The sequence below is a fragment of the Cellulomonas sp. genome, assembly GCF_035634735.1.
GTDB lineage: Bacteria > Actinomycetota > Actinomycetes > Actinomycetales > Cellulomonadaceae > Cellulomonas.
Window position 1 is genome coordinate 1 of the sequence record NZ_DASQCJ010000114.1, and the last position, 11,208, is coordinate 11,208.

Genomic DNA, 11,208 nt, shown 5'->3' on the forward strand with positions numbered 1-11,208 from the left:
GGCCAGCTCGGCCTGACCCGCAACCTGTCGACGGCGGAGGTCGTCGAGCAGGTGCGCGCCGCGGCCGCCGCGCTGGAGGCCGGCGAGGTCCCCGGCGGCCCGACCCGCCTGTCGAACGTCGTGTTCATGGGCATGGGGGAGCCGCTCGCGAACTACAAGACCGTCATGGAGACCGTGCGCCGCATGATCGCGCCGGTCCCGGACGGCCTGGGCATGTCCGCCCGCAACATCACCGTCTCGACGGTGGGCCTGGTGCCCGCGATGCGCAAGCTCGCGAAGGAGGGCATCCCGGTGACGCTGGCGCTGTCGCTGCACGCGCCGGACGACGAGCTGCGCAACGAGCTCGTGCCGATCAACACCCGGTGGAGCGTCGCGGAGACGATCGACGCCGCCTACGAGTACTTCCAGGCGACCGGCCGGCGGGTGTCCATCGAGTACGCGCTGATGCGCGACATCAACGACCAGGCGTGGCGCGCCGACCTGCTGGGCACCGAGCTCAACCGGCGCGGCCGCGGCTGGGTGCACTGCAACCCCATCCCGCTGAACCCGACGCCCGGTTCCAAGTGGACGGCGAGCGATCCCGCGGTGGAGCAGGAGTTCGTGGCACGCTTGCGCGCACACGGCATCCCGACCACCGTCCGGGACACCCGTGGGTCCGACATCGACGGTGCGTGCGGCCAGCTGGCGGCTGAGGAGGACTGATGAGCGGCGGCGCCATGTTCCGGCGGGTCACCGGGATGCGGACGGGGTACCACCCCGAGGAGGTCGACGACTTCTTCACCCACGCCCGGACGGTCTACGAGCAGGGCCCCGCGGGCGCGCTGTCCAGCCGCGACGTGCGGACGGTCGCGTTCGACCTCGTCCGGCACGGGTACTCGACCACCGCCGTCGACGCGGCGCTCGACCGCCTCGAGGCGGCGTTCGTCGCGCGGTCCCGCGCGGACTACATCGCCGACCGCGGCCGGCAGGCGTGGCTGGAGACGCTCGCCGAGCAGGCGCGCTCGCTGTACGGGCGGCTGACCCGCCCCGCCGGGGAGCGGTTCGCGCACCCGAAGGGGCGCCAGGCCGGGTACGACGCCGCGGAGGTCGACGCGCTGTGCGACCGGCTCGTGGCGTACTTCGACACCAACGCGCCGCTGACCGCGCAGGAGGTCCGGGCGGCCGTGTTCGCCCGCCGCAAGGGCGCCCGCGCCTACGCCGAGGGGCCGGTCGACGCGTTCCTCGAGCGCGCCGTGGACGTGCTGCTCGCCGCGGAGTGACCTCCGCTCGGGCAGGATGGGGCGGATGAACGCGCGCACCGTCGTCCTGCTCGGCTCCACCGGATCGATCGGCACCCAGGCCGCCGACGTCATCACGCGGAACCCGGACCGGTTCCGGGTCACCGGGATCAGCGCCGGGGGCTCGGACCCCGTCGCGCTGGCCCGGCAGGCCGTGGCCCTGGGCGTGCAGACCGTCGCGGTCGCCGACCCGGACGCCGCGGGGACCGTGTTCGCCGAGGTCGTGCGCGCGTCCGCCGAGGCGGGGCTGCGCCAGGTCGGCGTCGAGGTGCTCACCGGCCCGGACGCCGCGGCGCAGCTCGCCGCGCGCGGGGCCGACGTCGTGCTCAACGGCATCACCGGGTCCGTGGGGCTCGGGCCCACCCTCGCCGCGCTCGGCTCCGGCAGCGTGCTGGCCCTGGCCAACAAGGAGTCCCTGGTCGCGGGCGGCCCCCTCGTGCGCGCGGCCGTGCAGCGCCCCGGGCAGGTCGTCCCCGTCGACTCCGAGCACTCCGCGATCGCCCAGTGCCTGCGCGGCGGGCGGCGGTCGGAGGTGCGCCGGCTGGTGCTCACCGCGTCCGGCGGCCCGTTCCGGGGCCGCACCCGGGCCGAGCTGGCCGACGTGACGCCCGAGCAGGCGCTGGCGCACCCGACCTGGTCGATGGGCCCGGTCGTCACGATCAACTCGGCCACGCTGGTGAACAAGGGCCTTGAGCTCATCGAGGCGCACCTGCTGTTCGACGTGCCGGTCGCCGACATCGAGGTGGTCGTGCACCCGCAGTCCGTCGTGCACTCGATGGTCGAGTTCGCCGACGGCTCGACGATCGCGCAGGCGTCCCCGCCCGACATGCGGCTGCCGATCGCGCTGGGCCTGGCCTGGCCCGACCGGCTGCCCGACGCCGCCGCGCCCGTCGACTGGGCCCGGGCCGGGCGGTGGGAGTTCGAGCCGCTGGACGAGGACACGTTCGGCGCCGTCGCCCTGGCCCGCGCGGCGGTCGCCGCCTCGGCCACGCACCCGGCGGTGTACAACGCGGCCAACGAGGAGGCCGTCGCGGCGTTCCTGGCCGGGCGGCTTTCGTTCCTCGGGATCGTCGGGACGATCGAGGAGGTGCTGGCCGCGCACGACGGCGGGCCGGTGCGGGACGTCGCGGACGTGCAGGCGGCGGAGGACTGGGCGCGGGCCCGGGCGCGGGAGCGGGTCGCGGCCCGCTGAGTCCGGCGCGGCCCGGCTCCGACGCCCGCCGGATCGCCGAGATCGGTGGTTCGCGCCGAGATCGGTGCCGAGAAGCACCGATCTCGGGTGGAAGCGCTGATCTCGACGGTCGACGGGGCGCTCAGCCCTCGCCGGTGAGGCCCGTCAGGCGGCTCGGGCGCCCCGTGACGCGCTCCTCCCGGTCGGCCAGCGCCGCGGCGCCCTCCCGGACCGCGGCGGCGACCCGGGCGGCGGCCCGCCGGCCGACGCCCCCGTGCGACCCGCCCCCCGCCGCGTCCCGCACCACCCACGGCAGCCGCGTCAGCGCCCCGTCGCCCCCGGTCAGCAGCTCCGCCAGCGTCCGGCCCGCGAGGTTCCCCGCGGCGATCCCGTCGTCCCCGGTGCCGTCGGCCCAGGCGAGCCCCGCGTCGGCGTCGAACCCGAGCGCCGGCAGCGGCCCGCCCGCGAGGGCGACGCCCCACGCGTGCGTGATCGGGGCCGGCGTCCCGGGCGGCAGCAGGTCGGCCAGGGCCCGGTGCAGGCGCAGCACGGCGGTCGGGTCCTGGCCGGACGGGGCGGTGGGGCGCCGCGCGCTGCGCAGGCTGAGCGCGAACCGGTCGTCCGCGGTGCGCAGGGCCCGCACGGGGCGGTGGCTCCCGTCGGCGAGCACGACGCCCCGGCGGAGGCCGAGCGCCGCCCACACGTCCTCGGGCAGCGGTGCGGTCGCGACGGCCTGCCGCCCGCCCGCGGGCGCCCCGCCGCCGGTGGCCCGCACGACCAGCGGCGCGCGCACGGTGCCCTGGTCCGTGACGACGGCGCCGGGGGAGAGCCGCAGGGCGCGGGTGCCCTCGGCGACCCGCGCGCCGTGCGCGGTCAGCACGTCGACGAGCCCGCGGACGAGCGCCACGGGCTGCAGCCGTCCCACGTCGGGCGCCAGGGTGCCGCCGAGCGCGCCGGGCACCCGGGCCAGCCCGGCCACGTCGCCGGCCCCGAGGTCCTCGACCTCGTCGCCCCAGGCGCGCGCGGCCGCGGCGTCCGCGGCGAGCCGGGCGAGCTGCGCGGGCGTGCGGGCGACGGTGAGCAGGCCGCCGACGGCGAGGTCGCAGTCGACCTGCTCGGCCGCGGCGACGCCGCCCACCTCCACGACGGCGTCGCGCAGGGCGGCGCGCGCGGTGCGGGCGGCCTCGGGCCCGTGCGCGGCGGCGACCCGGGCCGCGGCGGAGGCGGGTCCGGCGCCGTACCAGCCGCCGCTCCGCCCGCTCGCCCCGGTTCCGGCGACGTCCCGCTCGACGACGAGGACGTCCAGCGCGGGGTCGGCCTCGAGCAGGTAGTACGCGGTCCACAGCCCCGTCAGCCCCGCGCCCACCACCACGACGTCGGCGGTGGTGTCGCCGTCCAGCGGGTCGCGCGCGGGGCGGGGGTCGGCCGCCTCCGCCTGCGCGAACCACAGGGACCGCGCCGCCGGGTCGCCGCCGGTGCTCCACCGCAGCGCCAGGGCCCAGCCGTCGGAGCCGGGCCCCACCTCGCGCGCGTCGTCCACGTCGCCTCCCCGGAGTCGTCGGCCGTCCCCCGATGGTCACGGCTGGCCCCGGGCGGCGCAAGGCCGGTCGCGGACGGGTGATCCTGCGGGTGACAAGCGCGCCCGCGCCCCGCCGACCTGCGGCGGTGCGGGGTACCGTGCCACGACCGAGTCCCTCCCCGGCGCCACCCGGGCCGCCCGGAACGAGCCGCGATGTCCGCACCCGCACCGCCGCCGCGGGACCTGCCGGTCGCCCGGCGGTCCGGCGACCCGACGCTGGGCCTGATCCGGCGCGTGCTGCTGGTGTGCCTGCTGTTCGGGGCGGTGTCGGTGGTCGTGGTCGCCGTCCTGCGCTGGGACGACGCGCTGCTGCGGGCCGCGACGCCGGTGCTGCTGGTCGTGGTGCTGCTGTTCGCCTGGCTGGTGCTCCGGCGCCCGGCGGCGACGGTGCCGGTGTCGCGGGTGGTGCTGCTGGGGCTGGACGCGCTGTGGCTCGCGACGATGGGCAGCCGGCTGGCCACGGCCGAGGGCGGGGGCTGGGACGCGCTGTTCCCGACGACGTTCATGGGCCTCGCGCTGTTCGTGGTGATCGGCTACCTGGTGTTCCCGACCCGGTTCGCGGCGCTGCACGCGGCCGCGGTGGTGGCCGCGACGCTGGCCGTCGGCTGGGCCGGCCTCGCGCTCGGCCCCGACGACGGCGACGTGCGCGGCCACGCCGTCGACCTGGCGCGGTACGCGGTGTACCTGGCGGTGCTGGCGGCGATGGTCTGGGTGCTCTCCCGCACGAAGGAGCACGCGGCCCGGGCGTTCCGGGTGGCGGAGCACGCGAGCGCGGAGGCGGCGTCGATGCGGGAGATGGCCTACCGCGACCCGCTGACCGGCGCGGCGAACCGCCGCCGGCTCGAGGACGAGCTGGCGTACCAGGCGCGGGTGGTCGGCTCGGGGCTGGACGTCGCGCTGGTCTACCTGGACCTGGACCGGTTCAAGGCGGTGAACGACGTGCACGGCCACACCGTGGGCGACCGCGTGCTGGTCGCGGTCGCGCGGGCGCTCGAGGAGCACGTGCGGTCCGGCGACCTGGTGGCCCGGCTCGGCGGCGAGGAGTTCCTGGTGGTCGCGCCCGGCACGGGGACCGACGACGCCCGGGCGCTGGCGGAGCGGCTCCGCGCGGCGGTGCCCGGCGCCGTGCGGGCGCAGGCGCCGGTCGACGTGACCGCGAGCCTGGGCGTCACCGCGCTGCGGGCGGGCGAGGAGCCGGCCGCCGCGATCGGGCGGGTGGACGCGCTGATGTACCGGGCGAAGCGCGCGGGCCGGGACCGGGTGGCGGCCGACGGCGACGCGGAGCCCGGCCCGGGACGCGACGCGGACCCCGGCGCCGGGACCGGCACGCGCCCCGGCACGGCGGACGTCCAGCCCGCCCCCAGGAATCCGGGGCAAGATGGGGGGTCGTCCCACCCCCGCCGAGCCGACCCGCTCGGCGGGCAGCCGCACTGAACGGAGCCCCCGCATGGCCTACGCGATCGGCGTCGTGGTGCTCGTGGTGGGCATCCTCGTGTCCATCGCGCTGCACGAGGTCGGGCACATGGTGCCGGCCAAGAAGTTCGGCGTGCGCGTGAGCCAGTACATGGTCGGCTTCGGCCCGACTCTGTGGTCCCGGACCAGGGGCGAGACCGAGTACGGGGTCAAGGCGATCCCGCTCGGCGGCTACGTCCGGCTGATCGGGATGTACCCGACGCCCGAGGCGGTCGGGAACCCGCCGGTGCGCGGGTTCTTCAGCCGGATCGCCGCGGACGCCCGCGAGGCGAGCGCGGAGGAGATCCGCGACGGCGAGGACCACCGCGCGTTCTACCGGCTGTCGACGCCGAAGAAGCTCGTCGTCATGCTCGGCGGGCCGGTGATGAACCTGCTGATCGCGGTCGTGCTGCTCGCGGTGGTGCTGGTCGGGATCGGCGTCCAGGGCGCGAGCACGACGCTGTCCTCGGTGAGCCAGTGCGTGCTGCCGGCGGACTCGACCGCGACCGAGTGCGCGGCCGACGACCCCGCGGCGCCGGGCGCCGAGGCGGGGCTGCGGCCCGGCGACACGGTGGTGTCCTACGACGGCGTCGCGATCACGTCCTGGGACCAGCTCAGCGGGCTGATCCGCGGCTCGGGCGACCAGGCGGTGCCGGTCGTGGTCGAGCGGGACGGCGAGCGCGTCGAGCTCACGGTGACGCCGGTGGTCGCCGAGCGCCCGGTGACGGACGACGCGGGGCAGGCCGTCCTCGACGACGACGGCGACCCCGTGACCCGGGAGGTCGGGTTCCTCGGCGTGAGCCCCGGGACGGAGCTCCAGCGGCAGCCGGCGTCCGAGGTGGCGGAGCTCACCGGCGACGCCGTGTGGCAGACGATGAAGGCCGTCGTGACGCTGCCCGCCAACCTGGTCGGCATCGCGGAGAGCGCCTTCGGGAACGGGGAGCGGAGCGCCGAGGGCGTGCTCGGCCCGGTCGGCGTGGCGCGGCTGGCCGGCGAGGTGGCGTCGTCGGACGCGACGGGCGTCGGGGTCGCCGAGCGGGTGTCCGGGATGCTCAGCCTGCTGGCGTCGCTGAACATCGCGCTGTTCGTCTTCAACCTGATCCCGCTGGTGCCCCTGGACGGCGGCCACGTCGCGGCCGCGCTGTGGGAGGGCCTCAAGCGGCAGGCCGCGCGCCTGCGGGGGCTGCCGCGGCCGCGGCCCGCCGACGCCGCCCGGCTGCAGCCGGTGGCGCTCGCGGTGTTCGTGGTCCTCGGCGGGATGGGCCTGCTGCTCGCGTACGCCGACATCGTCGCGCCGGTCACGTTCGGCTGAGCCGCGCCCGCCCTCCTCGGGCGCGGCGCGCGCTCGCGGTGCGATGATGGCCCGGTGAGCACCCCCATCAGCCTGGGCATGCCGGAGGCTCCTCCGCCGGTGCTGGCCCCGCGCCGCCCGACCCGGAAGATCCGCGTGGGCAAGGTCGAGGTCGGGGGCGACGCCCCGGTGAGCGTGCAGTCCATGACGACGACCCTGACGTCCGACGTCAACGCGACCCTGCAGCAGATCGCCGAGCTGACCGCCGCGGGCTGCGACATCGTCCGGGTGGCGGTGCCGACCCAGGACGACGCGGACGCGCTGCCGGCGATCGCCCGCAAGTCGCAGATCCCCGTGATCGCGGACATCCACTTCCAGCCGCGGTACGTGTTCGCGGCGATCGACGCCGGCTGCGCGGCGGTGCGGGTGAACCCGGGCAACATCCGGAAGTTCGACGACCAGGTCAAGGAGATCGCCCGCGCGGCCCAGGACGCCGGGGTGTCGCTGCGGATCGGCGTGAACGCCGGCTCGCTCGACCCGCGGCTGCTCGCGAAGTACGGGAAGGCCACGCCGGAGGCGCTCGTCGAGTCGGCCGTCTGGGAGGCGTCGCTGTTCGAGGAGCACGACTTCCACGACTTCAAGATCTCGGTGAAGCACAACGACCCGGTCGTGATGGTCCGCGCGTACGAGCTGCTCTCCGAGCGCGGCGACTGGCCGCTGCACCTCGGCGTGACCGAGGCCGGCCCGGCGTTCCAGGGCACGATCAAGTCGGCCACGGCGTTCGGCGCGCTGCTCAGCAAGGGCATCGGCGACACGATCCGGGTGTCCCTGTCGGCGCCGCCGGTCGAGGAGGTCAAGGTCGGGATCCAGATCCTGCAGTCGCTGAACCTCCGGCCGCGCAAGCTCGAGATCGTGTCCTGCCCGTCGTGCGGGCGCGCGCAGGTCGACGTGTACACGCTGGCCGAGCGGGTCACGGCGGGGCTCGAGGGCCTGGAGGTGCCGCTGCGGGTCGCCGTCATGGGCTGCGTCGTGAACGGCCCCGGCGAGGCGCGCGAGGCGGACCTCGGCGTGGCGTCCGGCAACGGCAAGGGGCAGATCTTCGTCCGCGGCCAGGTCGTGCGCACCGTGCCCGAGTCGGCGATCGTCGAGACCCTGATCGACGAGGCGATGCGGATCGCCGAGGGCATGGAGCCGGCCGGCGACGGCGCGGGCGGCCCCGTGGTGACGGTGGGCTGACGCCGGTGCGGGGGCTCTGGGAGGACCTGGCGGCGGGGCGGCCGCCGGCGGGCACCGGCGGCGCGCGGGTGCTGGCCGACGCGGACCTGCCGCGGGCGCTCGCGCTCTGCGCGCAGGACCCGGTGGCGGCGGTCCTCGCCACGACCCGCCTCGAGCAGGCGGCCGTCGTGGGGCTGCGCCGCTCCGGCGGGCAGCTGTGGGGCTACGAGGTCGACGGCGCGCTCGTCGCGCTCGCGTGGGCGGGCGCCAACCTGGTCCCGGTGGCCCCCGACCCGGCGGCGCGCGGCGCGGCGCTGGACGCGTTCGCCGCGATGGGCCGGGCGCAGGGGCGGCGGTGCTCGTCGCTGGTCGGCGACGCCGAGGTCGTGCTCCCGCTCTGGGAGCTGCTGGCGCCCGCGTGGGGCGTCGTGCGCGAGGTCCGCGCGGAGCAGCCGTCGCTGGTGATCGACGGGGACCCGGCGGTCGCCCCCGACCCGGCGGTGCGCCGCTCGGTGCCGGAGGAGTACGACCTCGTGCTGCCGGCCTGCGTACGGATGTTCACCGAGGAGGTCGGCTACTCGCCGATCGGCGGCACCGGCGGGGCGTACGAGGCCCGGGTGCGCTCGCTGGTCCGCGAGGGCCGGTCGTTCGTGCGGATCGACCCGGGCGACGACGGGGCGCCGCAGGTCGTGTTCAAGGCCGAGCTGGGCGCGGTCGCGGGCGGGGTGGCCCAGGTGCAGGGCGTCTGGGTCGAGCCCACCCGCCGCGGCGAGCGGCTGTCGGAGGCCGGGATGGCGGCGGTGGTGGCCGCGACCCGGCGGGACGTGGCGCCCACCGTGTCGCTGTACGCGAACCACTACAACGAGCGGGCGCTGGCGGCGTACCGCGCGGTGGGCTTCCGCCGGGTCGGGACCTACGCGACGGTGCTGTTCTAGGCGCCGGCCGTCGCCCCGGCGGTCGCGCCCGCGGTGGCCGCGTCCGTCAGCGGCTGGTCCGCCGCGAGCCGGTCCCAGAGGTCCTGCGCGGCCGACGTCCACACCACGCGGTCCTCGTCCTGGGGCGCCGCGGCGACCGGCACGGTGACCGGCTGCAGGGTCGCCGGGTCGACGTCCCGGAGGGTCAGCGCCAGGCCCGCCAGGTCCCGGACGTCCGCGAGGCCCTCGCTGATCGACAGCGACCGCGTGACGGACGTCAGCACCGGCATGAGCGTGGTCGGGTCGCTGAGCAGGCCCGCGCCCTGCACCTGCGCGGCGAGCGCGTCGACGAGCTGCTGCTGCCGGTCGATGCGCGCCAGGTCGGAGCCCATCTCGAGCCCGTTGCCGGTGCCGGTGCGCGCGCGGAGGAACTGCAGCGCGGTGGTGCCGTCGAAGGTCTGCGGGCCGGCGGGCACGTGCAGGCCGGCCTTGGGGGAGTCCATCGCCTCGGGCAGGTCCATCGGGACGCCGCCGAGGGCGTCGATGACGTCCCGGACGCCGTCCATCTTCACGACGATGCTCTCGTCGGTGCGCAGCCCGCTGTTCTGCTCGAAGGTGCGCCGGGTGCAGGCCGCCGCGGCGGCGAGGTTCTGGGTGTCGCCGCCGCCGATGTGGAACGCGTCGTTGAACATCGCGTCCGACCGCGGCTCGGTGCTGCTGCCGTCCTCGAGGGTGCAGGACGGGATGTCGACGAGGGAGTCGCGCGGGACGGAGACCACGTCGACCCGGCTGCGGTCGGCGGACAGGTGCACCAGCATCGTGGTGTCGGACCGCATGCCGTCGACGTCGCCGGCGATCTGGGCGTTCTCGCCGTCCCGGAGGTCGGTGCCCATCACGAGGATGTTGAGCGGCCGGCCGGCGTAGCCGTCGACGGGCTGCTCCTCGGCGGGCGCGGCGGGCCGGTCGTCGCCGAGGAACTGGTCCACGTCGGCGGCGTCGATGCTGCCCTGCACCTGGGCGTACAGCGCGACGGCGCCGGTCGTGCCGCCGAGCGCGAGCACGCCGGCGGTCGCGGCGGCGACGCGGGCGACGCGGCGGCCGACGCCGGCGCGGGTGCGGCGGACGTGCCGGGCGGGGCGCTGCACGGCGCGGCTGTGCCGGACGGGGCGGTCGTCCCTGCTGGTGGTCTCGGGCATGCCTCCCACGCTAGGGAAGGGCACGCGGGGGCCGCTCGGCGAGCGGGGAGAGCCCTCGGAGGGATCCTGTGCGCGACGTGTGAAGCCGGGCCGCCCGGCGTCAGCGCAGCAGCCGGGACATCCGCCGGTCGGCCAGCGGCTTGCCGCCGGTCTGGCAGGTCGGGCAGTACTGCAGCGACGAGTCGGCGAACGACACCTCGTGCACGGTGTCCCCGCACGGCACGCCGTCCCACCCGGGGCAGGGCTCCCCGGTGCGGCCGTGCACCCGCATGCCGCGGCGCTTGGCGTCCTTCAGCTCGGCGGCGGGACGTCCGGCGGCCGTGGCGACGGCCTCGCGCAGCACCCCGACGGTCGCGGCGTGCAGCCGGGCCACGGCGTCCGCGTCGAAGGACCGGGTCAGTGCGAACGGGCTGGTGCGGGCCACGAGCAGGATCTCGTCGGAGTAGGCGTTGCCGATGCCGGCGATCGTGCCCTGGTCGCGCAGCAGGCCCTTGACCTGCTGGTTGCGCGCGGCCATGAGCTGCCCGAGCCGCTCGGGCGTGAACTCCGCGGACAGCGGCTCGACGCCGAGCGTGGCGACCTGCGGCACCTCGGCCGGGTCGGCCACCACGTGCACGGCGAGCCGCTTGCGGGTACCCGCCTCGGTGAGGTCGAAGCCCGACCCGTCGTCCAGCCGCACCCGCAGGGCCAGCGGGGACTTGCCGGGCCGGACCGGGGTCGCCGGCAGCTGCTCGGACCAGCGCAGCCAGCCGGCGCGCGCCAGGTGGAACACGAGGTGCAGCGGGTCGCCGAGGCCGCCGCCCGCGGCCGGGGGCGCCACGCCGAGGTCGAGCCACTTGCCGTGCCGGCCGGCGGAGACGACGGTCCCGCCGGTCAGGTCGGCCGGTGCGGGGCGGAACGTCTTGAGGGCGCTGATCGCCCCGACCTCGACCCCCGCGACGGTGCGCCCCACGGCGCGCTCGCGCAGGAAGTCGGCCAGCGACTCGACCTCGGGCAGCTCGGGCATGGACCCATGGTGGCCCAGGCGTCCGACACCCGGCACTCCCACTAGGCTGCGGCCCATGCTGCTACGCCTGTCCACGCTCTTCGTCCGCACCCTGCGCGAGGACCCGG

Annotated in this window: 10 protein-coding genes; 7 read left to right on the forward strand and 3 right to left on the reverse strand. The window is 76.9% G+C overall.

Going from position 1 to position 11,208, the window contains the following annotated elements; all coding sequences use genetic code 11:
* The 3 genes from rlmN to dxr form a co-directional block, all read left to right on the forward strand.
* On the forward strand, positions 1-702 hold a 702-nt coding region (rlmN, locus tag VER05_RS10105), incomplete at its 5' end, for a 23S rRNA (adenine(2503)-C(2))-methyltransferase RlmN (RefSeq protein WP_324845229.1).
* Complete coding sequence (locus VER05_RS10110) at positions 702-1,259, forward strand: DivIVA domain-containing protein (protein WP_324845230.1); 558 nt, start codon at positions 702-704, stop codon at positions 1,257-1,259. The genes rlmN and VER05_RS10110, both read left to right, overlap by 1 nt.
* A 25-nt stretch (positions 1,260-1,284) precedes the next feature.
* Positions 1,285-2,469 (forward strand): 1-deoxy-D-xylulose-5-phosphate reductoisomerase, encoded by a 1,185-nt coding sequence (dxr, locus tag VER05_RS10115; protein WP_324845231.1) that lies wholly within the window; start codon positions 1,285-1,287, stop codon positions 2,467-2,469.
* A 121-nt stretch (positions 2,470-2,590) separates the two neighbouring features.
* Here dxr and VER05_RS10120 read toward each other — a convergent pair whose 3' ends face one another.
* On the reverse strand, positions 2,591-3,988 hold the full coding sequence (locus VER05_RS10120; RefSeq protein WP_324845232.1) for an FAD-binding oxidoreductase: 1,398 nt from the start codon (positions 3,986-3,988) through the stop codon (positions 2,591-2,593).
* 192 nt (positions 3,989-4,180) lie between these two features.
* On the opposite strand from VER05_RS10120, the gene VER05_RS10125 reads away from it, so the two are divergent.
* The 4 genes from VER05_RS10125 to VER05_RS10140 all read left to right on the forward strand — a co-directional run bounded on the left by VER05_RS10125 (position 4,181) and on the right by VER05_RS10140 (position 8,920).
* Positions 4,181-5,461, forward strand: a complete 1,281-nt coding sequence (locus VER05_RS10125) for a GGDEF domain-containing protein (RefSeq protein WP_324845233.1) — start codon at positions 4,181-4,183, stop codon at positions 5,459-5,461.
* 13 nt (positions 5,462-5,474) lie between these two features.
* Positions 5,475-6,791: a M50 family metallopeptidase gene (locus tag VER05_RS10130; RefSeq protein WP_324845234.1), complete on the forward strand. Its 1,317-nt coding sequence runs from the start codon at positions 5,475-5,477 to the stop codon at positions 6,789-6,791.
* A 78-nt stretch (positions 6,792-6,869) separates the two neighbouring features.
* Entirely contained in the window at positions 6,870-8,006 is a 1,137-nt protein-coding gene (ispG, locus tag VER05_RS10135; protein WP_324845239.1) for a flavodoxin-dependent (E)-4-hydroxy-3-methylbut-2-enyl-diphosphate synthase, read from the forward strand.
* Between the two features lie 5 nt (positions 8,007-8,011).
* Positions 8,012-8,920, forward strand: a complete 909-nt coding sequence (locus VER05_RS10140; RefSeq protein WP_324845235.1) for a DUF4081 domain-containing protein — start codon at positions 8,012-8,014, stop codon at positions 8,918-8,920.
* Here VER05_RS10140 and VER05_RS10145 read toward each other — a convergent pair.
* A complete protein-coding gene (locus tag VER05_RS10145) occupies positions 8,917-10,095 on the reverse strand; it encodes an LCP family protein (protein WP_324845236.1) in 1,179 nt (392 codons plus the stop codon). The two genes, VER05_RS10140 and VER05_RS10145, sit on opposite strands and share 4 nt — an antisense overlap.
* Before the next feature lie 100 nt (positions 10,096-10,195).
* Positions 10,196-11,101: an Fpg/Nei family DNA glycosylase gene (locus VER05_RS10150; protein WP_324845238.1), complete on the reverse strand. Its 906-nt coding sequence runs from the start codon at positions 11,099-11,101 to the stop codon at positions 10,196-10,198.
* Between the last annotated feature and the right edge of the window lie 107 nt (positions 11,102-11,208).

Bases quoted from the DNA above. Each gene is read 5' to 3' on its own strand.
- VER05_RS10110 (WP_324845230.1), top strand. From the start codon at position 702: ATGAGCGGCGGCGCCATGTTCCGGCGGGTCACCGGGATGCGGACGGGG.
- dxr (WP_324845231.1), top strand. From the start codon at position 1,285: ATGAACGCGCGCACCGTCGTCCTGCTCGGCTCCACCGGATCGATCGGC.
- VER05_RS10125 (WP_324845233.1), top strand. From the start codon at position 4,181: ATGTCCGCACCCGCACCGCCGCCGCGGGACCTGCCGGTCGCCCGGCGG.
- VER05_RS10130 (WP_324845234.1), top strand. From the start codon at position 5,475: ATGGCCTACGCGATCGGCGTCGTGGTGCTCGTGGTGGGCATCCTCGTG.
- ispG (WP_324845239.1), top strand. From the start codon at position 6,870: ATGCCGGAGGCTCCTCCGCCGGTGCTGGCCCCGCGCCGCCCGACCCGG.
- VER05_RS10145 (WP_324845236.1), bottom strand. From the start codon at position 10,095: ATGCCCGAGACCACCAGCAGGGACGACCGCCCCGTCCGGCACAGCCGC.
- VER05_RS10150 (WP_324845238.1), bottom strand. From the start codon at position 11,101: ATGCCCGAGCTGCCCGAGGTCGAGTCGCTGGCCGACTTCCTGCGCGAG.